Source organism: Kribbella sp. NPDC049174, assembly GCF_043197365.1.
Classification (GTDB): Bacteria; Actinomycetota; Actinomycetes; order Propionibacteriales; family Kribbellaceae; genus Kribbella.
The window spans coordinates 145,751-169,942 of record NZ_JBICSZ010000005.1; the positions used below are offsets into that span (position 1 = coordinate 145,751).

A 24,192-nucleotide genomic window follows, 5' to 3' on the forward strand; every position below is an offset into this window, starting at 1 on the left:
GCCCTGTCCCCCCTCGGACCTCAATGTCTCAGGGCCGTACCTCGAACACCAGGTTGAACGGCGTCTGCGCGACCGTGCGGAACCTGGTGAACCCGGCTGCCGTGGTGACGTCCCGGATGCGTGCCGGCCCGGCCTGAGTGCCCAGTGCGAGGCCGACGGGTTGGGAGAGGGATCCCGGCGTACAGAGCAGGGTCGAGAAGCCGTAGTACGCACGGCCCACTGGGTTGAGGTTGTCTTCGACCTTGTCGCCGGCCATGGGTTCCACCAGCATCCAGGTGCCGTCGGGTGCGAGGGACTCACGCACGTGTCGAGCCGCGCCGACAGGGTCGCCCATGTCGTGCAGGGCGTCGAACGTCGTCACGAGGTCGTACCCGGAACCACTGAACCCAGCAGCCGGTGCCACCTCGAAGCGGATCCGCTCACTGAGCCCTGCCTCGGCTGCACGCAGCCGGGCGGTCTCGATCGACTCCTGGTGGTAGTCCGAGCCGACGAACTCGGACCGCGGGAATGCCTCCGCCATCAGGATCGTGGAGGCGCCGTGGCCGCAGCCGATGTCTGCCACCGTCGCACCGCGCTCCAGTTTGTCCACCACGCCTTCGAGTGCGGGCAGCCAACTGGGCAGCAGGTTCGCGTTGTACGACGGGCGGAAGAACCGCTCACACCCGACATGGACGTCGGACGTGTGCTCGTGCCACCCGATCCCAGCCCCGCTCCTGGCCGCCTCGATCGTCTCCGAGGTGTGGTGCACCGTGCCCAACGCGATCTGGAAGAAGCCTGGCAGGTACGCCGGACTGCTCGGGTCGGTCAGTGCCACGGTCTGCTCCGGCGGCAGCGTGTACTCGCCGGTGCCCGGGTCGTACTCGACGTACCCGCCGGCCGCCTGGGCGTTGAGCCACTCACGCGTGTAGTGCTCACTGGTGTTGGTGCGCTCGGCCAGCTCGCCTGGCGTGGCAGGTCCGTCGTCGGCGAGTGCTTGGTAGTAGCCGAGTCGATCACCCATCACCACCAGCGCCGCGTTCAGCGTCGCGCCCACTTCGTCCACGGCCTTGAAGACCAGCCCCATCAGCTTGTCGCCGTCGATCGCAACTGTCATGTCGTCCGCCCCCTTGCTGGATCAGTACGGCGAACCTAGGTAGGGCGGCCGGGCCGTCGCATCAGGTGCCCCACCTAGTGCAGACTGCGAGGCATGCTGGTGGGGCGGGAGGCCGAACGCCGGTTGATCGAGCAGTTGGTCGCGGGGGCGCGCGTGGGTGCGGCCGGCGTGCTGCTCGTCACCGGTGAGCCCGGCATTGGCAAGACCGCCCTGCTCGACGAGGCCGCGACCCTGGCCACGGGCCTTCGCCTGCTGCGAGCCCGCGGTACCGAAGCAGAACGAGACGTCCCGTTCGGAGCTCTCCATCAACTCCTCCGACCAGCCCTTCACGACCTGCGCCGCATCCCGCATCCGCAGCAAGCGGCCCTCGCTGCCGCGCTCGCACTCAGCCCAGGGGAGAGCACGGCCGACAGGTTCGCTGTTGGTGCTGCGACGCTCAGCCTGATCTGCCGGTACGCCGAGGAGGCGCCGGTCGCCGTGATCGTCGACGACGCGCACCTGCTCGACCGTCCGTCGGCGGAGGCGTTGCTGTTCGCGGCCCGGCGATTCCTCGCGGATCCGATCGTCCTGCTGATCGCGGCCCGGCAGCACGAGTCTCATCCGCTCGCCGAAGCCGACCTGCCCTCCCTCTCGCTCGGCGGAGTGCCGTTGGAGGCGGCGCAGCAGCTCGTTCACGGCCTGCCGATCGACCTGGTGGCCCGGCTGCACCGGACAGTGGCCGGGAACCCGTTGGCTCTGCTGGAGCTGGCCGACAGTCCTGACGAGCTTCAAAGGCTTCCACCCGGGGTACCCATGCCTGTCCCCGCATTGCTCGCAGACGCCTTTGCCAAAAGGGCAAACCGGCTCAGCCCGGCCGCACGGACCGCACTGCTCGTAGCGGCTGTCGACGACGGCGAGCTCGGCGTGGTGGTCAGAGCGTGCAAGGAGCTGAGTGTCGACGTCGCAGCGTTGGCTGAGGCGGAGACAGCAACTCTGGTGGCGATCCGGGATGGTCGAGTCGAGTTCCGCCATCCACTGGTCCGGTCGGCGATCTACACGAGTGCTGACCCGGCTGAGCGTCGTACGGTGCACCGGGCGGTGGCGGGAGCGACGCAGGACGAGGACAGACGTGCGTGGCATCTGTCCGAGACGGTGCTTGGCACTGACGACGAGGTGGCGGCCAGGCTGGACGTCGCGGCGGCGCACGCAGCCGGTCGTGGAGCACACTCGGTCGCGGCGACCGCCTATGAACGGGCGGCCCGACTGACTGAAGCGCCGCGAGACCGCGCACGCAGACTGGTCGCGGCAGGAGAAGCAGCGTGGTCGGCAGGCCTGCCCGAGCGGGCTGACGCCCTGCTCGACGAAGCGTTGGCGTTGCAGCCACCGTCGGCCACCAAGATCCGCGCACAGGAGATCCGGGGCGACATAGCGGTCAAGTGCGGCTCACCGGCTCAGGCACGCGACATCCTGATCGCAGCCGCCTCGGAATGCGAGGACGAGGCGATAGCCACTGGACTGCTCGCCGACGCGGTGAATGCGTGCTACCGCCTGTGCGACACAGTGTCAGGACTCAAAGCAGCGGAAGGCATCGACCGACTGCTCCCTGCGGTCGAACGCCCAGGTCCACGCATCATCGGCATGATGGCCAGCGGTGTCGCCAAGATCCTCGCCGGGCAAGGCGGAACCGACCAGATCCGCCAGGCCATCGCTTTGGCGCCATCGGACGAGCTGGACCGCGACCGCCGCCGGCAGGTGTGGATGGCGATCGCACCGCTGTTCCTCCGCGAAAGCGGCACGGGTCGAGCTTTGCTGCAACAGGCGATGCTCGAGCGGCGTGACCAGGTCGCGTTGGGCACTCTGCCCGGCCTGCTGTTCGTACTGGCCCGCGATGACGCCACAACTGACCGCTGGGCCGACGCGGCGACGTCGTACGACGAAGGGATCCGACTGGCGCGGGAGACCGGTCAGACGGCCGAGCTGGCGATGAATCTGGCCGGTCAAGCCTGGCTGGCGGCCCACCAAGGCCGTCAGGAGTGTCAAGAGCTTGCGGCTGAGGCGCTGCGGATCTGCACCGAGCGGGGACTCCAGTTGGGCACGGTGTGGTCGTTGTTCGCGCTCGGCGACTACGAGCTGGGGTGTGGTGATCCAGAGGCCGCGCTACCGCAGTACGTGCGGCTGGTCGACGTACTGGCGTCCAACGGGCTTAAGGACCCGGACCTGTCGCCGGCGCCGGAGTTGGTGGAGGCGTACCTGCGGCTGGGACGGTCCGGCGACGCGGAGTCGGTGGCGCGGGAGTACGTCGTACAGGCTCAAGCCAAGGGGCAGCCGTGGTCGCTGGCGCGGGCGGCTCGGGTGACGGGAGTGGTGGACGAGAGCGAGGAGGACTTCGAGAAGGCGCTGGGGTGGCATGCGGAGACGCTGGACGTGTTCGAGCAGGCTCGGACGCGGTTGGCGTACGGCGCCTGGCTGCGGCGGGCGCGGAGGCGAGTGGACGCGCGGGCGCAGCTACGGCTGGCGGTTGAAGCGTTTGATGAGTTGGGAGCCGCCGGGTGGGCAGACCAGGCGGCGAGTGAGTTGAAGGCGACAGGGGAGACCGCACGGCGCAGAGTGCCGAGTACGGCGGACGAGTTGACCCCACAGGAGCGGCAGATCGCCCTGCTGCTCGCGGACGGACAGAGCATCCGGGCAGCCGCGGCCAGGCTGTTCCTCAGCCCGAAAACCGTCGAGTACCACCTCCGCAAGGTCTACACGAAGCTCGGCATCCACTCACGCACCGAACTCGCCCAGCACCTGGCGTCGCCGTCACATCACCCCCAGCGGTGATTTCTTGGGGAACCCTGAACATCCGATGAACCCCCGCTGAATCACACCGATGGGATTGCGGCCTATTTGGCTTTCGATGGCATCCTGTTCGGGATGACAGAGTTGATGGAGGCTGCCCGGCAGCTGCTGAGCCTGGCCATGGCCTCGCATTGGCTGCTGCTCGTCCTGTTCCTGGCGGCCGCGATCGACGCCGTCTTCCCGGTGATCCCGAGTGAGGGCCTGGTCGTCACGGCCGGGATGGCCGCCGCCGCGGGGCACCAGAATCTGCTCCTCGTCATCGTGCTGGCGATGCTCGGCTCCGTCATCGGCGAGTCCGTCTGCTACTTCATGGGCCGCGGCTCCGGCCCGGCGCTGCACCGCTGGATGAAGCGTCAGGAGCGTAGACAGGCGATCTACGACAAAGTGTCGGCCGCGCTGCATTCTCGCGGCGGGCTGATCCTGATGACGGTGCGCTACATCCCGGGCGCGCGGATGGTCGCCACCCTGACCGCGGGCGCGACCCGGTACTCGTTCAAGAAGTTCTTCGTCTTCACCTTCGCCGGCGTGACGGTCGCCTACACGTACGTCGCCCTGCTTGGTTACCTCGGCGGTGACGCGTTCGCGCACGACTCGCTGAAGGCGCTCGGGTTCAGCCTGAGCCTGGCGTTCGTGATCGGCCTGGTGATCGAGACGTCGCGCCGGATCGCCGTCAAGCGCCGCGCGGCCAAGATCACCGCCGGGTAACGATCACCCGGCGGGTTTCCCCGCACAGGTGTGTCCCGGACCAACCAGACTGGTCCGGTATGCGTCAGTAGACCCGTGGTGAGGCCTGGGGTGAACCTCCTCGGTGCCGCTGCGGTGGTGGCGGCGCTGGCCGTCGGATGTGCCGACGTACCGCTGGAAGGCGCTCCGTCCCCCTCCAGTACGCCGACCAAGCCCCGCCCTACCCCGAGGCCCAGCACGACCCCCAGCACCCCACCCCGCACAGCCCCAGCGTGCCGCCCACTTTGACCGCTCCGCCCACTCCGACCGCGAAGCCGGGCGACAAGGCTGCAGCACCCGTGACCGGGAGCTTTCCGGCACGGTTGGCGGACGGGAAGCCGCCGCTGTTCGTGGTCGTCTCGTTCGACGGCGCCGGTGACCTCGCTCTGTGGGCTCGCTGGCGGGCGGTCGCCAAGCAGGTCGACGCGCGGATGACGTTCTTCCTGTCCGGCCCGTACCTTTACCCGTCCGCACGCCGGACCGACTACAAGCCGCCGTACAAGAAGCCCGGCGCGTCCGACCTCGGCTGGGGTGGTGACGCGGGCGCGATCGAGGCGCGGGCCGCCGTACTCCGGCAGGCGATCGCCGAAGGCCACGAGATCGGCACCCACGCGAACGGTCACTTCTGCGGCACGACCGGCGTCGGCCGGTGGACCACAGCGCAGTGGACCGCGGAACTGCAGTCGTTCGACCAGATGGTGCGGACCGGTCCGACGCTGGCCGCCGGCAAGCCGGTCGCGGCGCCGTTCGATCCGGCCACGGTGAAGGGGATGCGGACGCCGTGCCTCGAAGGCAATCGACCGGCGTACCGGCAGGCGATGGTGCAGCGCGGGATGCTGTACGACGCGTCCGAGCCCGGGGTGATCGCCTGGCCGAAGAAGTCGGGCGGTCTGTGGAATTTCCCGCTGCAGTCGGTCGAGCTGGCCGGAACCGGTAAGAGCACGCTGACGATGGACTACAACCTGTGGTTCACCCAGACCGGCGCGCGCACCGCGCCGATCGCGCAGGCGCCGGTGCTGAAGGCGCAGGTCCTCGCTACGTATCGGCAAGCGCTCGCGAAGTCCCGGGCGAACGGCAACCCGCCGTTGTTCCTCGGCAACCACTTCAACCGCTGGAACAACAGCGTCTACTCCGACGCCCTGACCAGCTTCGTCGCGGAGACCTGCAAACAACCGGATGTCCGGTGCGTCAGCAACATCGAGCTGGTCAGCTGGCTGACCAAGTACGGCCCTCCTACCGAGCGGAGCCGACCGGCCGGACAATGAGCGTGCTCAGGTCGACCTCGGCCGGCTGAGTGAGGGCGAACACGATCGTCGCCGCAAGCTGGTCCGCGCTGATCCGTGGACGGCCAGGCTCGAGCCCGCCGACCGGATCGGAGAACGCGGTCTCGACCGCACCCGGCGAGACAAGGGTGACGCCGATGCCGTCGCCGGCGACGAGCTGGCGGACATTCTCGGCGAGCCCGGTGACCGCGAACTTCGTCGCACCGTAGATGTTGCCTGGCGTGTTCACATGCCCGGCAAGACTGCCGACCAGCACGATGCGGCCGCGGGTCTCGCGCAGTGGCGGCAGACTGTAGTGGATGAGCGCGGCCGGCCCGAGGACGTTGGTCAGGATCATGTGCCGCCAGCCCTCGGGATCACCGTCGCCGATCGAGTCGTGGGTCGCGTACCCGGCGTTGGCGACGATGTTGTCCAGCCGGCCGAACGCCTCGACGGTCCGCGTCACCGCGCCCTCCGCCGCCGCGGGCTCGGCCGCGTCACCCGGCACGGTGAGCAGGCCGGCTGGGCTACCGACGGCGGCTCTGAACGCGTCGAGGCGGGCCTTGTCCCGGCCGGTGACGGTGACCTGGTGACCGAGGTCGAGCAGTTGCCGGGCCGCGGCGGCACCGATGCCGCTGGCGCCTCCGGTGATCAGCGTGACAGTCATGCGACCGACGCTAGGTGCTAGACAACGCTCTAGGTCAAAGGCGGACGTAGCCGTACGCGCTCTGCCAGGTGCCGCCGTCCTTGATCCGGCCGACCACCAGCCGCTGCAGCGTGGTGTCCTGCGGCAACTCGTCCAGCCGCTCCAGACCGTGCGTCCGGAAGGTGAAGAAGATCGCGCTGTCCTGGCTGTCGTTCGGTACGCCGTACGGCGTGAAGCGGCGGCCGAACCGGACCATGTTCGACTCCGGCGGAAGGTTGTCGAGCAGGTACGGATCGATCAGCCAGGACCACAGGTTCGCGGTCTTCACCGGGTACTCCGGGAAGTACCGCGGGAAGAACTCCCGCGCCTGCGCGAAGCTCTCGTCGACCAGCTCGGGTGTCAGCGGACCGGTCTCCGGGATGTGGACGCCGATCACCCACTCACCCGGCTCGGTTCCGGGCACGGGCTTGTCGGCCGGTGGCTGGTGAAGCAGGTACTGCAGCCGGCCGAGCGCGTAGATCTGGCCGGTCCAGTGCACCGTCATCCACCAGTGCGTCTCCAGGCCGTACTCACCGAAGGTCCGGCGATGCACCTTCAGCTGCTGGCCGAGGTCGGCCAGGGAGGCCCAGCTGATGTCGTCCGGGATGCCGCGCTCGGCATGGAAGCGCCGTACGTCCGGCAACGTGTCGAGGAAGGCCTGGACCGAGTTGCGCGGGTCCTCGGGCATCCGCAGCTCCGGTTCGCTGCCGAGCTTGCCGAGCGCAGCGCGCAGTTGGTCGGCCAGATCCTTGACGACGACCGGGTCCGCCTCGAAGGCCTCGGCGGCGTCACGGTCCTCGTCGCTGAACCCCAGCAGGCGGTACTCCTCGGCAGTCGTCACTCGCCAACGGTATCCGATCCGGACCAGGCACAGACTTACCGCTCCTCGGCCAATCCGAGGTAGAGAATTCTGGGATCCGCCGGGCTGAAGGCCAGCGACGGGATGCCGTCGTTGCGGTTGTGCTGTTTGGTCAGCTCGCCGGTGGACGGGCGGAACCGGTAGAGGTCCGCACCGTAACCGGCGAACGACGTACCGTAACTGAAATAGAGCAGATCCGGGTCGACCGGACTGGCCCACATCTGGTTGCCGTTGATCAGCGTCGCCCGGCTCTGGTCCAGCACCGGCTCGAACTTCAGCCCGCCGTCGGCCGACTCCCAGATGAACCGGATCGAGCGGTCCCGGTCGTACCCTTCCATCCAGACCTTCGACGGATCGGCCGGCGAGATGGCCAGGCTGAACGCGTTCACCCGGCTGACCGGCTCCGACCGGGTCCAGCTCTGGCCGCCGTCGTCCGTGACGTAGACGCCGTCGGACATCACCCCGATGACGATGTGGTCGTGGTCCCGCGGATCGACCACCGCGTCGTACACGAAGAGATCCCGCGCCGCCGGTACGCCGATGTGCTGCCAGCTGAGCCCGTCGTCGTACGAGTCGTAGAGCTGACCGTCGCCGGCGACCACGCGCAGCCTGCCCGGGGCGGCGACGAGCGCGGCCAGTCCGCCGCCGTTCACCGGTCCTCGGACAGTAGTGACGGCGCTGCCCTTCACCCGGTGGATCGGCTGGTCGTTCACGCTGTAGATGTACGCCGTATCGCCCGGGCCCGGCTGGACGTCGTACGCGCTCAAGTCGTCCGGTGCCTTGTCGAGCAGCTGCCAACTGCACCCGGCGTCACTCGACCGCTGGATCGACTGGCGGCCGATCGTGATCAGGGTGTTCGGCTCCTCGAGTGCCGCCACCTTCGCGTACGTGACCGGCCGCAGTTTCTCGGTCGTCGGCGCGAGCGTCGCACCGTCGGTCTCGGTGATGGTCACCGACCCATCGCCGTACACGGTGTCGCAGTGCGGCCGGTTCCAGAACCAGCCGGGGTTCGTCAGTTGGGGAAGGACAAGGAGGGCGGCGAGGGCGTTGGCGAGCATGGTCCAGATGTACGCGGGACGCACCGCCCTCGGCCAGAACTCCGGCTGGCGGACCTACGACATGACGGGAAGCGGTCAGCCGGCGGCGGTGTCGATGTGGCGGGCGAGGACGAGGTCGTCCTCGGTGATGCCGCCGGCGTCGTGGCTGCTGACCCGGAAGGTGATGGTGGTGTAGCGGATGTCGATGTCCGGGTGGTGGTTCATCGACTCGGCGAGCTGGGCGACCGTGGCGACCAGGCGGATGCCGTCCAGGAACGTCTCCCGCTTGACGCTGCGGACCAGCCCGTTGTCCGCGAACTTCCACAGCGGGAGATGGTCGCGGATCGCTTGGTCGATCTGGTCGTCGGTCAGCAGCTCAGCCATGCGGCACACTCTAGACCCCAAGCTGCTCCCAGAAAGCCAGCCGGTGCTCCTGTGCGTAGTCGACCTGGCGAATCGCGTTCGGTGCGAGCGACTGGACCGTGTCCGGGGTGGTGAACTTCGGCCACTCCGGCAGACCGTCGCCGTTCGGATCGCTGCGATGCGCGAAGTTGGTCCAGTAACCGATCATCGCGTTGGACAGCGCCAGCTGGTCCTTGGTCATCTCCGTCTTCCCGGAGCGGAACAGGTACTGTACGTCGCCCGCATGCCAGGCGCCGGCCTGGAACCCCTTCGGGAACGGAATGTCCAACGGGGCGTTGCGGTCCGCGAACTCGTAGAACCACAGCGGGTTCTTTGCCGAGAGCAACTGATTCTGCTTCAGCTGGGCCTTGGCCCACATCCGATCGGTGATCACCGCCGCCCAGGCCAGGCCAGGTGTCGCGTAGTCCTTCAGCGGGTACTCGGCCTGGATCTTCGTCGCAGCCTGGTCGCCGAAGGCCTTGCGGAGCAGTTCGGGGTAGGCCGCCGCGGTGACCGGCGTGCCGGCCAGTTCGCGGAAGAAGGCGACGAACGTCGTGTGCTCGTCGCGCGTTGTGCCGGACAGCACCGGGACGTTCGCGAACTCACCGTCCGTCAGCGCCTGGACCGGATCGGTCGGGAGCTGGTCGTTGCCGAGGGCATACGGCTGGAAGATGTTCATCACCTGCGGAACTTCGAGCAGCTTGGCGACCGGGATCTTGCGCAGGCAGGCCAGGTCCTTGCACCCGAGTTGCTGCGCGAGGGCGACACCTTGGGTCTGGGCGTCCTTCGTGGTGGTCCAGCCGTACCAGGGCAGCGCCGGGATGCCTTCGTAGACCGCCCCGGCCGGCATGTCCATCAGGGTGAACCCGCTCTGCATGATCACCTTGTGGAACAGGCTGTGCGACTCCTTCGACATCAGGTGCGCGCTGGTCGACAACGCGCCGTACGAGACTCCGAAGAGCGTCACGTTGCCCGGGTCGCCGCCGAATGCGGCCGCGTTGCGCTTGACCCACTGCAGTACGGCGCGCTGGTCCTGCAGGCCGATCGTGCCGGAGTCCTTCAGGTCGGGATGGCCGAAGCCGCCGAAGACGCCGAGGCGGAAGTTGAAGGTGACCACGACGACGTCGCCGTCCACCGCCAGCCGTGTCGCGTCGAAGATGTCACCGGAGCCGATCGCGCCGTCGCCGTGGATCCACACCATGACAGGTTTCTTGTCGCCCGGCTTGGTCGGGGTGGTGACGTTGAGGAACAGGCAGTCCTCGTTCGTCCCGGACAGGTCGGCGATCGCGTTCTTCAGTTGCGGACACGGGCTGCCGGGTTTGGTGGCGGCGCGCTCACCCGTCCACGGCTGCGCGGGTTGCGGGGGTGCCCAGCGGAGTTCGCCGGCCGGTGGAGCGGCGTACGGGATGCCTTGGAAGACGCGGTGGTCCGGATGAACGGTGCCGCGGACGTCGCCGGTGTCGGTGTGGACGACCGGGCCTTGGGTTGTCACTTGAGGGCTCACATCCTTGCTACAGGCAATTAGTGCCAGGAGGAGGGTCAGGGTCAGTGCGATCACACGCATGTCAGGCCTTCCGGGTGGCGAGGTCGACCAGCGCCGCGAACTCCCGGGCGGCCGCGTCCAGGTCGAGGTCGGGTTCGAGCTCGAGTTGGCGGACGATGCCGTCCCGGATCGACAGCACGAACACCGCGACCAGATGCGGGTCGAACTGCCGCAGTACGCCGCTCGCCTGACCCAGCCGCAGTACGTCGGCCAACCGGTCCTGGTCCGATCGCGCCAGCTCGGCCGGTGCGACATCCTGCTTGATCCGGACCAGCGCGGCCGCATGGGAACGGTGGGTGCGCAGGAACGCGATGTTGGCCTCGACGAAGGCGTGCAGGACCTCGGCCGGCTCCTCGATGCCCCGGGTGCGCTCGAGCACGAAGTCGCCGAACGTCTCCAGGATCTGCCGGCCGACCTCCTCGATCAGCTCCTGCCGGTTGGCGAAGTGATACGAGATCAGCCCGGTGCTGCTCAGCCCGGCCTGCTCGGCGATCGCCTTGAAACTCGCCTGCGCCGACCCGCTCGCCGCGATCACCTCGATCGCCGCCGTCACGATCTGACCCCGCCGCGCCTGCTCGGTAAGCGTTCGTTTTGCTCGCACAAGCAAACTCTAGCTCACGCGAGCAAACTCTCAAGCCGGCCGGATCCGGCCCGCGGTGAGGAGGCCGAGGAGGGCGATCGCGGCGCTGGCGGTGATGATGGCGCCGAAGACCCAGGGCTGTGGGTCGGCGGCGTTGAGGGCGAGCAGGGTGCCGCTGACGGCGAGGGCGGTGGCGATGCTCATCGTGCCGGCCATCTGGGCGGCGCTGCTGTTGCGGCCCGAGTTGCCGGCGTCGGACAGGTCCAGCGTGAGCACCGACAGACTCGACGAGCTGAGGCCCATCCCGACACCGGCGAAGGCCCACCCGATCAAGCCGAACCACGTGGTCGCATCCGTCCACGCCAGCAGCGACGTGACCGCCAGGCCGGCTGCCATCAACGCGAGACCTGAGCGCAGCACGTTGACCCGGGCGGATGCCGTGGTTCCGCCCCTGCAGCCAGGACCCGAACGCCCAGCTCACCCCGGTGATCGACAACGTCACGCCGGCACGCGACGGGCTGAACTGGTGCTGCAGCGTGAGCAACAGCGGCAGATAGGCACCGGCTCCGGCGAACGCCGCACCACCAAGTCCCCGAACCGCGACCACGGCCGGAAACCCGCGCCGCGCCACGAACGTCCCCTTCGGCATCACCCGTACGGCGGCCAGCGCGAGCACCACCAGCGCGACCGGGATCGCGATCCCGGCGATCACCCGATGCGCCTCCAGGTGATCACCGGCCAGCGTCATCGAGAACAACGCGACCGAGGCGGCCAGCGCCCACGGAAGCGCCGCCCGCCAAGCAGCCAACTCGGCCGCGTCCTCTGCGCTGCGCTCAGGCGCCGGAGCGTTCAACGACTGTCGCATCGCCGGACCGAGCAGCATCCAGCTCGGCACGATCAGCAGGACCGCACCCAGGAACACCCAGCGCCAGCCGAACTGCTCAGTGACCAGACCGGTCAGCACCGGACCGAGCACCGACGGCAGGATCCACATCGCGGCGAACAGCGAGAACATCTTCGGCCGCAGTACGGCGGGCAGCGCACGGGCGACCAATACCATCAGCGAGACGTCGAGCAGTCCTTCCGCGAACCCGCTGAGCAGTCGTCCGGCGACCACCATCGGCATCGCGGCCGCCGTACCGACCAGCAACTGGGCCAGGGTGAACGCGATCGCGCCGACCCGCAGGGTGGGGATCGGGCCGCGACGGTCGGACCACAGGCCGGCGATCGCGAGCGAGATCAGGTAGCTGGCGTTCGGGGCCGCGTTGGCCAGCCCGAAGCTGCCGAGTGCGTCGAACTCCCGCACCATCGTCGGCAACGCCGTACCGACCGCGCGGTTCTCGAACGCGCCGAGGGTGACGAGTCCGATCACGCCGAGGACGAGCGGCAGGTGCCGGCCGCTGAACAGTCGTTGGGGAGTCGCGGCGGGGGCGGTGGTCGAGGACATGGTGCACATCCTCGAAGTTCAAGCTCCCTTGAAGTCAAGTGCGCCGTAAGTCAAGTGCGCCATAAGTCAAGTGCGGCTGCTGTCGGGGAGCCGGAAGACCAGGACGAGGACGCGCAGCACCAGGACGGCGCAGATCACCAGGAGGTTGTAGCCGAACAGCTGGAACAGGGTCATCGTTTCGGTGACCTTCGGACCGCCCGGGGTCCCGAGCAGCAGGACCGCCATCAGACCGGCGGTGGCGCCGAGGATCGCGAGCAGGACCTGATGCAGCAGGGTGGTGATGTGCCGGCGGTCCCGGTCGTCCGCGAGCAGCCGGACGTTCAGGCCCAGCCGGCCGCTCTCGGCCGCGGCGGCGATCCGGTCGATCCGGCGTGGCAGTCGCCGCAACATCGGCAACAACGTCGCCAGTTCCTCGGTCGCCGTACGGCGGAGTGCCTCCGGAGCGAGGCGGTCGGTCACATGGGCCGCGGCGAACTGGCGGGACGCGGCAACCAGGTCGAACCCGGGGGAGATGCGCGAGATGGTCCCCTCGATCGTGGCCAGTGCCCGGAACACCGCGGCCACCTCCGGCGGTACGCCGAGATCGTGTGCGGTGATGATCTTGAACAGGTCGTTGAACATCGCCGGCCCCAACGCCACCCCGGCGGCGAGGTGGCGGGTCATGAACTGGCCGACGGCACGCTCCAGACTGCGTTCGTCGATGACGTCGGGGCGGTACACGATCTCCAGCAGGGCATCGGTCGCGGCGACCGGATCGCCGTGGTCGATCGCGAGCAGGAACCGCTGCAGCGCCTCCCGGGTGGCCGGATCGAGCCGGCCGACCGAGCCGAGGTCGAGCATGCCGATCCGGCCGTCGGCGAGGAGCAGGAAGTTGCCCGGGTGCGGGTCGGCGTGGAAGACACCGTCGATCGCGACCTGACCGAGCAGGCAGTCGAACAGCACGCGGCCGAGCCGGGCCGCATCCAGACCACGGTCGGCGATCGCCTGAGCGGCGTTGCCGAGGCCGATGCCGTCCAGCCGCTGCATCGTCAGCACCCGGCGGGTGGAGCCCCGCGGGTAGAGCTCGGGCACGACCAGGTCGTTGTTCGAGACAACGGATCGGCCGGCCGCGACCGTGGTCATGTTGCCGGCCTCGACGGTGAAGTCGAGTTCCTCGCGCATCGCCTCGGCGAACCCGTCGGCGAGCGCGCGGACGCCCATCGACCGGCCCCAGTCGGTGTTCCGCTCGAGCAGCCGGGCCAGCCGCCGGACGATGTCGAGATCCCGATCCACCACCGCGGCGATACCGGGCCGCTGGACCTTGACCACCACGTCCGCGCCCTCGGGCAGGCGAGCCGTGTAGACCTGGGCGACCGAGGCCGCAGCGAGTGGTTCGGTGTCGAAGCCGGAGTACAACTGGTGCGGCGGCGCGCCGAGCTCCTCGGTGAGGACGGCCTCGATCTCAGGCCACGGCGCGGGGGAGACCTGGTCCTGCAGACGGCTCAGCTCGTCGGCGACGGAGGCGGGGACGACGTCGCTGCGAGTCGACAGCACCTGGCCGAGTTTGACGAACGTGACACCGGCCTCGTCGAGGGCGAGGCGGAGCGACCGGGCCAGCTCGGCCTGGCCGGCGGCGTTCTCGCGGCCCGGGCGGCGACGGCCGCGGATGTACGGGCCGAGGCCGTGCCGGATCGCGATCCGGAGGATCTGCAGGTACCGCTTGGTCCGGGTGATCCGGCCGGTGAGGTCGCGGCGCAGATCGCGGGCCCGGGGCAACGAGCCGGTCGGCACCAGCGCCTCGGACAGCACCAGGAAGACCAGGCCGGCCAGCATCGAGCAGACCGCGGTCAGGCCGAGGAACGCGGCCGCGGCGCCGTTCGAGCCCGTCCACGGCAGCGGGCCGACCAGCGCGTTCATCAGCGGGCTGAACACCGCCAGCGTGACCCCCGCGCCGATCGCCAGCCGCACCAGCCCGAACCGCACGCCGAGCAGCCGCTGCGAGATCGGCACGAAGATCACCATGAAGATGCCGACGTTGATCAACCCGACGAGTACGACGTCCATGCCCGGAACCCTAGGCGCTGGGCCCGTCGCTCCGGCTCACCCGCGCGGGTGACCCGACCCCGAGCCGGGCAGCAGAACGCCCCCGGCGCGCGGCCGGGGGGCGTGCTGGGAGATCAGGCCGGGCGGCGGCGGATCTTGTTGCCGAGCCAGACCAGCGGGTCGTACTTGCGGTCGGCGACGCGTTCCTTCATCGGGATCAGCGCGTTGTCGGTGATCTTGATGTGCTCGGGGCACACCTCGGTGCAGCACTTGGTGATGTTGCAGAAGCCGAGGCCGTGCTGCTCCTGGGCCTCGTGCTGCCGGTCGGCGGCGTCGAGCGGGTGCATGTCCAGCTCGGCGATCCGCATCAGGAAGCGGGGACCGGAGAAGCTCTCCTTGTTCTCCTCGTGGTCCCGGATCACGTGGCAGGTGTCCTGGCACAGGAAGCACTCGATGCACTTGCGGAACTCCTGCGAGCGCTCCACGTCGACCTGCTGCATCCGGTACTCACCCGGCTTCACGTCCACGGGCGGCGTGAAGGCCGGGATCTCCCGGGCCTTGGTGTAGTTGTACGAGACGTCGGTGACGAGGTCCCGCATCACCGGGAAGGTGCGCATCGGCGTGACGGTGACGACCTCGTCCTCGGCGAACGTATTCATCCGGCACATGCACATCAGCTTCGGCATGCCGTTGATCTCGGCACTGCAGGAGCCGCACTTGCCGGCCTTGCAGTTCCACCGGACCGCCAGATCCGGCGCCTGGGTCGCCTGCAGCCGGTGGATGACGTCGAGGACGACCTCGCCCTCGTTCACCTCGACCTCGTAGTCCTTGAGGTCGCCGCCTTCAGAGTCTCCGCGCCAGACACGGAACTTGCCTTTGTAACTCATCGGCGTCCTCGCTGCGCTGCGGGCGCCGATGAGCAGAACTCGCTGTGCTTTTTGATGCCCTCGCTTCGCTCAGTCATGCGCCGGCAACTCCTCTTCGGTCAGGTACTTCTTCAGCTCGTCCAGCTCGAACAGTTCCAGCAGGTCCTCGCGCATCGGGATCTGGTCCTTCTGGACCACGTTCACCCCGCCGTCGGCGTCGAGCGAGCAGACCAGCAGCAGCTTGCGCCACTCGGCGTTCATCCCCGGGTAGTCGTCCCGGGTGTGACCGCCGCGCGACTCCTGCCGCTGCAGCGCCGCCTTCGCCACGCACTCCGACACGGTCAGCATGTTGCGCAGGTCGAGGGCCAGGTGCCAGCCGGGGTTGAACTGCCGGTGGCCCTCGACCGTCATCTTCGCGATCCGGCCGCGGAACTCGGCCAGCCGGCCGAGCGCCTGCTCCATCTCCTCTTCCTTGCGGATGATGCCGACCAGGTCGTTCATCGACTGCTGCAGTTCCTGGTGGATCGTGTACGGGTTCTCGCCGCCCTCGAGCTCGAAGGGTGCCAGCGCCTCGGCCGCCGCCGTGTCGATGTCCTCCTCGGCGATCTTCGGCCGCTCCGCGCCGAGCCCGTCGACGTACATCGCCGCACCCATGCCGGCCCGGCGGCCGAACACGAGCAGGTCGGACAGCGAGTTGCCGCCCAGCCGGTTCGACCCGTGCATGCCGCCGGCCACCTCACCGGCCGCGAACAGCCCCGGTACGACGGACTGCGCGGTGTCCGGGTCGACCTCGACGCCGCCCATCACGTAGTGACAGGTCGGGCCGACCTCCATCGGCTCGGCGGTGATGTCGACGTCCGCGAGCTCCTTGAACTGGTGGTGCATCGACGGCAGCCGGCGGGTGATCTCCTCGGCCGGGAGCCGGGACGACACGTCCAGGAAGACACCGCCGTGCGGCGTACCGCGGCCGGCCTTCACCTCGGAGTTGATCGCCCGGGCCACCTCGTCGCGCGGCAGCAGCTCCGGTGGCCGCCGGTTGTTGTCCGGGTCCTTGTACCAGCGGTCCGCCTCGTCCTCGGTCTCCGCGTACTGCGCCCGGAACACGTCCGGCACGTACTCGAACATGAACCGCTTGCCCTCGGAGTTCTTCAGCACACCGCCGTCACCGCGGACCGACTCGGTGACCAGGATGCCCTTCACCGACGGCGGCCAGACCATGCCGGTCGGGTGGAACTGGATGAACTCCATGTTGATCAGCGTCGCGCCGGCTCGCATCGCCAGCGCGTGCCCGTCACCGGTGTACTCCCACGAGTTCGAGGTGACCTTGAACGACTTGCCGACCCCGCCGGTGGCCAGGATCACGGCCGGTGCGTCGAACAGGATGAACCGGCCCGACTCGCGCCAGTAGCCGAACGCACCGGAGATCGCGTCCCCGTCCTTGAGGAGCTCGGTGACGGTGCACTCGGCGTACACCTTGAGGTTGGCCTCGTAGTCGCCGGTCTCGCGGAAGTCCTCCTGCTGCAGTGAGACGATCTTCTGCTGCAGGGTGCGGATCAGCTCCAGGCCGGTACGGTCGCCGACGTGGGCGAGCCGCGGGTAGGTGTGGCCGCCGAAGTTGCGCTGGCTGATCCGGCCGTCCGGGGTCCGGTCGAACAGGGCGCCGTACGTCTCCAGTTCCCAGACCCGGTCCGGGGCCTCCTGGGCGTGCAGCTCGGCCATCCGCCAGTTGTTCAGGAACTTGCCGCCGCGCATCGTGTCGCGGTAGTGGACCTGCCAGTTGTCGTTCGAGTTCGCGTTGCCCATCGCCGCGGCGCAGCCGCCCTCGGCCATCACGGTGTGGGCCTTGCCGAACAGCGACTTGCACACGATCGCGGTGCGCTTGCCCTGTTCGCGGGCCTCGATCGCCGCACGCAGACCGGCGCCGCCGGCCCCGATCACGACGACGTCGTAGGAGTGTCGTTCGAGCTCAGTCATGAGAGAGAAGGTCCCAAAGAGTAGATGCTGCTCAGTTGAAGATGCGCAGGTCGGAGAACCAGCCGGCCGACAACGCCATGATGTAGGCGTCGGTCAGGATCACGGTGAACAGCGACGTCATCGCGAACGTGCCGTGCTTGGGGTTCAGCTTGGACACGAAGGTCCAGTACCGGTAGCGCAGCGGGTGCTTGGAGAAGTTCTTCAGCCGGCCGCCGACGATGTGCCGGCAGGCGTGGCAGGACAACGTGTACAGCCAGAGCATCACCAGGTTGACCCAGATGATCACCGTGCCCAGGCCGATGCCGAAGCCGCCGTCCTTGCCGTGGAAGGCGAGGATGCCGTCGTACACGTTGAGCAGACCGAAGACGATCGCACCGTAGAAGAAGTAGCGGTGCAGGTTCAGTGCGACCAGCGGGAACTTGCTCTCACCGGTGTACTTCTTGTGCGGCTCCGGGACCGCGCACGCGGCCGGTGCGAAGAACAGCGACCGGTAGCCGGCCTTGCGGTAGTAGTAGCAGGTGCCACGGAAGCCGGCCAGCACCGCGAAGGTGATGATGCTCAGCGGCAGGAACACCGGGAACTTGGGGAACCAGGTGCCCAGGTGGCTGGAGCCGGGGACACAGGAGTCGCTGATACAGGGTGAGTACAGCGGGGTGAGGTAGTGGTACGCGTCGACCCAATACCACTGGTTCATGAAGATCCGGACCGTCGCGTAGATGATGAAGAAGGCCAGGATCACCCCGATCCGCAGCGGCGCCAGCCACCAGCGATCGGTTCTTAGGGTTTTCTCCCCGATCTGTGCGCGACCGGGTGCGTCAACACCAGTCGCCATCAGAATCGTCCTCGCTGCGCTGCGGGCGATCCTGCTGGCGAAGCGCTCCTGTGTTTAATTGTTCCCTCGCTGCGCTCGGTCACGGGGCGTGCCGATCCGGCGCGCCGAAGCCTTCATGCTCCGCGTCAGTCCACATGGACGCGTCATACTCCACGTCGGGAATCTCCTCGAGTTCCTCCGGAACAGGTCCGGGTATGTGACGGGGGTCGGGAGGGCCGAGCTCGGCCAGATCGTCGTTCAGCCTGGCCACGTCCGACACCAACCGGCGGATGCCGAGGGTGTCACCGTACTCCTGGCTGAGTTTCCCGACGGCCGCATGCAGCGTCTCGAGCGCGCGGACGACCGCGGCTACGCCGCTGGTGCCTTCACCCATGCCGACTCCAGTGATTGTTTTGTAGCTGTCAGTATGGGCACACTTTGCCCCTGCCAGGCGCCCAACGGAAGACCCCTCGGTACGGCGTGTTTCTAGTAAGGCTTACCTCAGTTGCCGAGCGCCGTCGGGTGGAGTAATGGAGCGAATCCCGCCTTCAGTACAACGAGATTCGCCGGCGGCGTGAGTACGGCGACCTGGTGCAGCCCGGGTGGCCGGACCGGATCGCCGTACCCGTCCCAGGACCAGGGCAGCACGTGATGGCCGAGCACGAGGGCCGGGCGGCCGTCGTACCGGATCATCGCGCCGTCAGGGAGTTCGTCGAGTTCCTGGATGGTGGCGCGCTGCTGCCGGGTGCGCGGGTCGACGCGTTCGAGGTGGAGCTGGGCGTCCATCGCCGCGGCTCGTGGTCGCTCGTCCAGGTTGCGGCCACCGGCCCAGGCACCGGCGTACAGGAGGAAGTCCCTGCGACGGCAGTAATGGCAGGGGCGGTGGCCGGCCGCGAGGGCGACGGCCTCGTCGAAGAAGAACAAAGCGGTCCAGCGTCCCGGCGGCATCGGATCGCGCCGAACGCCCTTCCAGTCCAGGACACAGCAGATCCACGCCTTCGATCGCCAGCGGGTGGTGCCGAGCCGGCGGTCGGGGCCGTGCAGCGTGCCGCGGTTGCCCATCAGCAGACCGCGGCCGGGCTCGGCCACGATCTCCTGGGTGGGCAGAACCCTGTTCTGCAACGGCATGCCGATCATCCTGCCGGAGGCCGTCGACAGTTCGTCTGGCACAGTGCGTGTCCGTGAGCGAACGGCAGCGGGTGATCGGCGTGGCGGTGATCCGGCACGGCACAGTGCTGGCGGCGCTCCGCGACGGGCCGGGCGGCGGCTGGGAGTTTCCCGGCGGCAAAGTCGAGCCATGTGAGACGGATCACGTCGCCGGTGCCCGGGAACTCCGCGAGGAACTCGGCCTGGAGGTCACGATCGGCGAGTCGCTCGGCATCGACGTACCGATCAACGAGTGCTACGTCCTGCGCGTGTATGCCGCCGAGTTGGTCGCGGGTGAGCCCGAGCCGCTCGAGCACGCGCAGATCCGCTGGGTGGGTGCCGGCGACCTCGAGGCGCTCGACTGGTTGCCGGCCGACCGGCCCTTCCTGCCGGCGGTGCGGGACAGGTTGAAGGACGGCACCTGAACCGTCACGATTCGGTGACTGGTGCCCGGCGCGGCTAGCGTCCACACTTCGAGATGCGTAGTGTTCCCGCAACTCGGCAGGCGACCGGCCACCGGGGGGAGCACTCATGGTGAAGGACGGGTGACAGGTAATGACGCTGGGGGTATCCGAGTCGCAATCCCCCGAAGGTGATCTGCCGGCAGATGCTCTTGCCGAGACGGCCGAGGCCAAGCAGATCGAGGGCCGTTCACTCGGCCAGATCGCCTGGGCCCGGCTGCGCAAGGACAAGATCGCGATCATCAGCGCGATCGTGATCCTGATCATCATCGGGGTGGCGATCTTCGCGCCACTGATCGTGAAACTGAACGGCTTCCCGCCGGATCAGTTCAACCGGACCGACGCGAGCGGCAATCCGCTGCTCAACACCCGTGACGGCGGTATTCCGATCGGCGGGTTGTGGGGGAGCGGGACGAGCAGCGAGCACTGGCTCGGTGTCGAGCCGCAGAACGGCCGCGACGTGTTCTCCCGGCTGGTGTACGGCACCCGGGTGTCGCTGCTGGTCGCCCTCGGCGGCACGATCATCGCGGTCATCCTCGGCACCGTGATCGGGATGGTGTCGGGCTACTTCGGCGGCTGGATCGACACGCTGCTGAGCCGGTTGATGGACATCATGCTGAGCTTCCCGACCCTGCTGTTCATCATGGCGCTGACGCCGGTGATCGCCGAGCGCGGCCAGGACCTTTTCGGGATCCCGGACGACAACAAGCTGAGACTCGGCGTGCTGATGTTCGTGCTCGGATTCTTCGGCTGGGCCTATCTGGCCCGAATAGTGCGGGGGCAGACCCTGTCGCTGCGCGAGCGTGAGTTCGTCGAGGCGGCCCGCTCGCTCGGCGCCGGTCCGACCTACGTGATCTTCCGGCAGGTCCTGCCGAACCTGCTGCCGACGCTGCTGGTGTACACGACGCTGCTGATCCCGAGCTACATCACCGCCGAGGCCGCGCTGTCGTTCCTGGGCGTCGGGATCAAGGAGCCGACCGCCTCGTGGGGCCGGATGATCGCCGACGCGTCGGACTGGATCGAGAGCAACCCGCTCTACCTGTTCTTCCCCGGGATGGCGCTGTTCATCACCGTGCTGGCGTTCAACCTGCTCGGTGACTCGGTCCGCGACGCCCTCGACCCGCGCGCCGGAAGGGGCTGACCGATGGGACGCTACGTAATCCGCCGGCTGCTCCAGACGGTCGTCATCCTGGTGGTCATCAGTGCCATCACGTTCTTCCTGTTCTGGGCGACACCGGCGAACCCCGCCCTGCTGATCTGTGGAAAGAACTGCAACACCGAGACGGTGGCGCAGGTCAATGCGACGTACGGGTTCGACGATCCGCTGATCGTCCAGTACGGGACCTACATGCAGGGTCTGGTCAGCCCCGGCGGCCGCACGATCGGCTCCGAGGGCAGCGAGCGCGAGTGCGCGTGGCCGTGCTTCGGGGAGTCGTACCAGAACGGCATCCCGGTCTGGGACTCGATCTCCGACGCCTTCCCGGCGACCTTCTGGCTGGCCCTCGGTGCGGCCGTCCTGTGGCTGTTCTTCGGCGTGATGCTCGGTCTGGTCGCGGCCTTACGCAAGGGCAAGTTCATCGACAAGCTGAGCGTCGGCATCGCGTTGTTCGGTGTGTCCTTCCCGACGCTGGTGTTCGGCTACCTGCTGCTGTACGTCTTCATCGTCAAACTGCAATGGCTGCCGTTCCCCGACACGGCGAACGCGGCGTTGTTCACTGTCGGTCCGGCGAAATGGGTGCAGTTCTACATCCTGCCGTGGATGACGCTGGCGCTGGTGTTCGCGGCGCTCTACACCCGGCTCACCCGCGCCAACATGATCGACACGATGAACGAGGACTACATCCGGACCGCCCGGGCCAAGGGCCTGGACGAACGGACGGTGGTGTTCAAGCACGGCCTGCGGTCGGCGCTGACCCCGATCGTGACCATCTTCGGCCTGGACCTGGGCGGCCTGCTCGGCGGCGCGGTGATCACCGAGCAGATCTTCAGCATCACCGGGCTGGGCAAGTTCGCGATCGACTCCGTGCTCAGCAACGACCTGCCCGCGATCATGGGCGTCGTCTTGTTCGCGGCGATCTTCGTCGTCGTGGCGAACATCATCGTCGACGTCCTGTATGCCGTCATCGACCCGCGCGTGCGGCTGTCCTGACCCGGCTAGGAGAAACAGTGACCGAGTCCGTGACAAGTGCCGTACCGGCAGGCCCCGAGGCCGCCCGGCCGTTCCTGGAGGTCAAGGACCTGCAGGTGCACTTCCCGACCGACGACGGTGTGGTGAAGGCGGTCAACGGCCTGAGCTTCACGCTGGAACGCGGTAAGACCCTTGGCATCGTCGGCGAGTCCGGCTCCGGCAAGAGTGTGTCCAGTCTGGCCATCATGGGCCTGCACAAGGGCAGCCGGGCGCAGGTGACCGGTGAGATCTGGCTGGAGGGCTCCGAGCTGGTGGGGATGTCCGTGCCGGAGATCCGCCGGCTGCGCGGCCAGCAGGTGGCGATGATCTTCCAGGACCCGCTGTCGGCGATGCACCCGTTCTACCGGGTCGGCGACCAGCTCACCGAGGCCTACCTGGTCCACAACGACGCCCCGAAGTCGGTGGCGAAGAAGCGGGCCATCGACCTGCTCGACCGGGTCGGCATCCCCTCGCCGCAGAAGCGGTTCGACGACTACCCGCACCAGTTCTCCGGCGGGATGCGGCAACGCGCGATGATCGCGATGGCGTTGATGTGCGACCCGCAGCTGCTGATCGCCGACGAGCCGACCACGGCGCTCGACGTCACCGTCCAGGCCCAGATCCTCGACCTGATGATTGACCTGCAGAAGGAGTTCAACTCCGCCATCATCATGATCACCCACGACCTCGGCGTGATCGCCCAGATGACCCAGGACGTCGTGGTCATGTACGGCGGCCGGGTCGTTGAATCCGGCAACGTTCGCGACATCTTCTACCGGCCGGAGATGCCCTACACCTGGGGTCTGCTCGGCTCGATCCCGCGGGTGAACCGCAGCGGCGACGGACGGCTGAAGTCGATCCGCGGCACCCCGCCGTCCCTGATCAACCTGCCCAAGGGCTGCCCGTTCCAGGCGCGCTGCGACTACCAGCAGTACGTCGAGGGGCATTCGTGCACCGACGAGGTGCCGGAGTTGCTGCAGATCGACACCGGCGGGCATCGGGTCCGCTGCCACATCGACTCCGAGAAGCGCAAACAGGTGTTCGCCGAACAGATCAAGCCGAAGTTGTGATGGGCGAGGAGCGATCGTGACGACGACATCGGCCGAGCAGGCGCCGGCCCAGAAGCCCGCGCAGGGGGAACTGCTGCTCGAGACCACCGGGCTGCAGCGCTACTTCCCGGTCACCCGCGGCATCATCTTCCAGAAGCAGACCGGCGCGGTGAAGGCAGTCGACGGCGTCGACCTGTCCGTCCACGCCGGCGAGACCGTCGGCGTGGTCGGCGAGTCGGGCTGCGGGAAGACCACCACCGGCCGCCTGGTGACCAGGCTGGACGAACCCACCGCCGGAACGATCACGTTCCTGGGCAAGGACATCAGCCACCTGAGCCGGGCCAAGATGCGACCGTACCGGCGGGAGATCCAGATGATCTTCCAGGACCCGTTCTCGTCGCTGAACCCCCGGCAGACGGTCGGCGCCATCATCGCGTCGCCGTGGGACATCCAGAAGGTGAAGACCGAGACCGGGACCAAGAAGGCCGTCCAGGCCCTGATGGAGCGGGTCGGGCTGAACCCCGAGCACTACAACCGCTACCCGCACGAGTTCTCCGGCGGCCAGCGGCAGCGGATCGGCGTCGCCCGCGCACTGGCACTGCGCCCGAAGCTGATCGTCTGCGACGAGCCGGTGTCGGCGCTGGACGTGTCGATCCAGGCCCAGATCGTCAACCTGCTGGAGGACCTGCAGGACGAGTTCGGCCTCGCCTACCTGTTCATCGCGCACGACCTGTCGGTGATCCGGCACATCTCCGACCGGGTCGCGGTGATGTACCTGGGCAAGGTGGTCGAGACCGCCGACCGCGACGAGCTGTACAACCACGCCCGGCACCCGTACACGCACGCGCTGCTGTCGGCGGTCCCGGAGGCCGATCCGGACGCCCTGGCCCACCGGGAGCGGATCCGGCTCACCGGCGACGTCCCGAGCCCGCTGAACCCGCCCTCGGGCTGCCGGTTCCGGACCCGGTGCTGGAAGGCGCAGGACATCTGTGCCGAGCAGGAGCCGCCGCTGCTGCAGATCGGTGCCCCCGGGCACAAGGCGGCCTGTCACTTCCCGGAGGAACGCGATGTGATCTGACCACTACCGAGAGCATCGGTGAGATTTCGGTATTGCACTGATAGGGGTCACGATCCGGTCACCCGGGCCGAACTGTCATTGCGCCTCTTGTGAATACGTGAGTTGATGTCCGCGAAATGACGGGAGATTCACTCTCACAAGCCGCCGTGACCCGGCGACGAACGTCA

At 68.1% G+C, this 24,192-nt stretch carries 22 protein-coding genes and 1 pseudogene; 8 read left to right on the plus strand and 15 right to left on the minus strand.

Annotated elements, in window-relative coordinates; all coding sequences use genetic code 11:
* Nucleotides 1-28: 28 nt before the first annotated feature.
* Entirely contained in the window at nt 29-1,093 is a 1,065-nt protein-coding gene (locus ACGFIF_RS25720; RefSeq protein WP_393157887.1) for a class I SAM-dependent methyltransferase, read from the minus strand.
* Nucleotides 1,094-1,186: 93 nt separating this feature from the next.
* Between ACGFIF_RS25720 and ACGFIF_RS25725 the strand changes: the two genes are divergently transcribed.
* The 3 genes from ACGFIF_RS25725 to ACGFIF_RS25735 all read left to right on the plus strand — a co-directional run bounded on the left by ACGFIF_RS25725 (nt 1,187) and on the right by ACGFIF_RS25735 (nt 5,901).
* Complete coding sequence (locus ACGFIF_RS25725; RefSeq protein ID WP_393157889.1) at nt 1,187-3,895, plus strand: AAA family ATPase; 2,709 nt, start codon at nt 1,187-1,189, stop codon at nt 3,893-3,895.
* Between the two features lie 93 nt (nt 3,896-3,988).
* Complete coding sequence (locus tag ACGFIF_RS25730) at nt 3,989-4,618, plus strand: DedA family protein (protein ID WP_393157890.1); 630 nt, start codon at nt 3,989-3,991, stop codon at nt 4,616-4,618.
* 317 nt (nt 4,619-4,935) lie between these two features.
* Nucleotides 4,936-5,901 (plus strand): hypothetical protein, encoded by a 966-nt coding sequence (locus tag ACGFIF_RS25735; RefSeq protein WP_393157892.1) that lies wholly within the window; start codon nt 4,936-4,938, stop codon nt 5,899-5,901.
* Here the strand turns inward: ACGFIF_RS25735 and ACGFIF_RS25740 are convergent.
* From ACGFIF_RS25740 to ACGFIF_RS25805, 14 genes and pseudogenes are all read right to left on the minus strand, one after another.
* Nucleotides 5,870-6,565, minus strand: coding sequence for an SDR family oxidoreductase (locus tag ACGFIF_RS25740; protein ID WP_393157894.1), 696 nt, complete (start codon nt 6,563-6,565; stop codon nt 5,870-5,872). The genes ACGFIF_RS25735 and ACGFIF_RS25740 overlap by 32 nt on opposite strands.
* 34 nt (nt 6,566-6,599) lie before the next feature.
* Complete coding sequence (locus ACGFIF_RS25745) at nt 6,600-7,424, minus strand: acyltransferase domain-containing protein (RefSeq protein WP_393157896.1); 825 nt, start codon at nt 7,422-7,424, stop codon at nt 6,600-6,602.
* A gap of 35 nt (nt 7,425-7,459) precedes the next feature.
* Nucleotides 7,460-8,500 carry a WD40/YVTN/BNR-like repeat-containing protein gene (locus tag ACGFIF_RS25750; protein WP_393157898.1) on the minus strand — a complete coding sequence of 347 codons (1,041 nt, stop codon included), beginning with the start codon at nt 8,498-8,500 and terminating at the stop codon, nt 7,460-7,462.
* 75 nt (nt 8,501-8,575) lie between these two features.
* Nucleotides 8,576-8,863: a 4a-hydroxytetrahydrobiopterin dehydratase gene (locus ACGFIF_RS25755; RefSeq protein WP_393157900.1), complete on the minus strand. Its 288-nt coding sequence runs from the start codon at nt 8,861-8,863 to the stop codon at nt 8,576-8,578.
* 10 nt (nt 8,864-8,873) lie between these two features.
* Nucleotides 8,874-10,373 (minus strand): carboxylesterase/lipase family protein, encoded by a 1,500-nt coding sequence (locus ACGFIF_RS25760; RefSeq protein ID WP_393157902.1) that lies wholly within the window; start codon nt 10,371-10,373, stop codon nt 8,874-8,876.
* Between the two features lie 73 nt (nt 10,374-10,446).
* The gene (locus ACGFIF_RS25765; protein WP_393157903.1) at nt 10,447-11,025 is read right to left on the minus strand and encodes a TetR family transcriptional regulator; all 579 of its coding nucleotides are present in this window, start codon (nt 11,023-11,025) and stop codon (nt 10,447-10,449) included.
* A gap of 30 nt (nt 11,026-11,055) precedes the next feature.
* Nucleotides 11,056-11,400 carry a hypothetical protein gene (locus ACGFIF_RS25770; protein WP_393157904.1) on the minus strand — a complete coding sequence of 115 codons (345 nt, stop codon included), beginning with the start codon at nt 11,398-11,400 and terminating at the stop codon, nt 11,056-11,058.
* A 118-nt stretch (nt 11,401-11,518) separates the two neighbouring features.
* Nucleotides 11,519-12,460, minus strand: a pseudogene (locus tag ACGFIF_RS25775) (MFS transporter); the annotation flags it as partial.
* A 57-nt stretch (nt 12,461-12,517) separates the two neighbouring features.
* Nucleotides 12,518-14,494, minus strand: coding sequence for an ABC1 kinase family protein (locus tag ACGFIF_RS25780; protein WP_393157906.1), 1,977 nt, complete (start codon nt 14,492-14,494; stop codon nt 12,518-12,520).
* Nucleotides 14,495-14,607: 113 nt separating this feature from the next.
* The gene (locus ACGFIF_RS25785) at nt 14,608-15,360 is read right to left on the minus strand and encodes a succinate dehydrogenase/fumarate reductase iron-sulfur subunit (RefSeq protein WP_393157907.1); all 753 of its coding nucleotides are present in this window, start codon (nt 15,358-15,360) and stop codon (nt 14,608-14,610) included.
* Nucleotides 15,361-15,429: 69 nt separating this feature from the next.
* On the minus strand, nt 15,430-17,313 hold the full coding sequence (locus ACGFIF_RS25790; protein ID WP_393157909.1) for a fumarate reductase/succinate dehydrogenase flavoprotein subunit: 1,884 nt from the start codon (nt 17,311-17,313) through the stop codon (nt 15,430-15,432).
* A 31-nt stretch (nt 17,314-17,344) separates the two neighbouring features.
* A complete protein-coding gene (locus ACGFIF_RS25795; protein WP_393157910.1) occupies nt 17,345-18,145 on the minus strand; it encodes a hypothetical protein in 801 nt (266 codons plus the stop codon).
* A gap of 79 nt (nt 18,146-18,224) precedes the next feature.
* Nucleotides 18,225-18,518 carry a hypothetical protein gene (locus ACGFIF_RS25800; protein ID WP_393157912.1) on the minus strand — a complete coding sequence of 98 codons (294 nt, stop codon included), beginning with the start codon at nt 18,516-18,518 and terminating at the stop codon, nt 18,225-18,227.
* A gap of 107 nt (nt 18,519-18,625) precedes the next feature.
* Nucleotides 18,626-19,252, minus strand: coding sequence for a hypothetical protein (locus ACGFIF_RS25805; RefSeq protein ID WP_393157913.1), 627 nt, complete (start codon nt 19,250-19,252; stop codon nt 18,626-18,628).
* A gap of 53 nt (nt 19,253-19,305) precedes the next feature.
* On the opposite strand from ACGFIF_RS25805, the gene ACGFIF_RS25810 reads away from it, so the two are divergent.
* The 5 genes from ACGFIF_RS25810 (at nt 19,306) to ACGFIF_RS25830 (ending at nt 24,025) form a co-directional block, all read left to right on the plus strand.
* Nucleotides 19,306-19,695, plus strand: coding sequence for a (deoxy)nucleoside triphosphate pyrophosphohydrolase (locus ACGFIF_RS25810; protein ID WP_393157914.1), 390 nt, complete (start codon nt 19,306-19,308; stop codon nt 19,693-19,695).
* 130 nt (nt 19,696-19,825) lie between these two features.
* Nucleotides 19,826-20,872, plus strand: a complete 1,047-nt coding sequence (locus ACGFIF_RS25815) for an ABC transporter permease (RefSeq protein WP_393157915.1) — start codon at nt 19,826-19,828, stop codon at nt 20,870-20,872.
* Between the two features lie 3 nt (nt 20,873-20,875).
* A complete protein-coding gene (locus tag ACGFIF_RS25820) occupies nt 20,876-21,880 on the plus strand; it encodes an ABC transporter permease (RefSeq protein WP_393157916.1) in 1,005 nt (334 codons plus the stop codon).
* A 17-nt stretch (nt 21,881-21,897) separates the two neighbouring features.
* Nucleotides 21,898-22,968: an ABC transporter ATP-binding protein gene (locus ACGFIF_RS25825; RefSeq protein WP_393157918.1), complete on the plus strand. Its 1,071-nt coding sequence runs from the start codon at nt 21,898-21,900 to the stop codon at nt 22,966-22,968.
* A gap of 13 nt (nt 22,969-22,981) precedes the next feature.
* Entirely contained in the window at nt 22,982-24,025 is a 1,044-nt protein-coding gene (locus tag ACGFIF_RS25830) for an ABC transporter ATP-binding protein (protein ID WP_393158374.1), read from the plus strand.
* Nucleotides 24,026-24,192 lie beyond the last annotated feature (167 nt).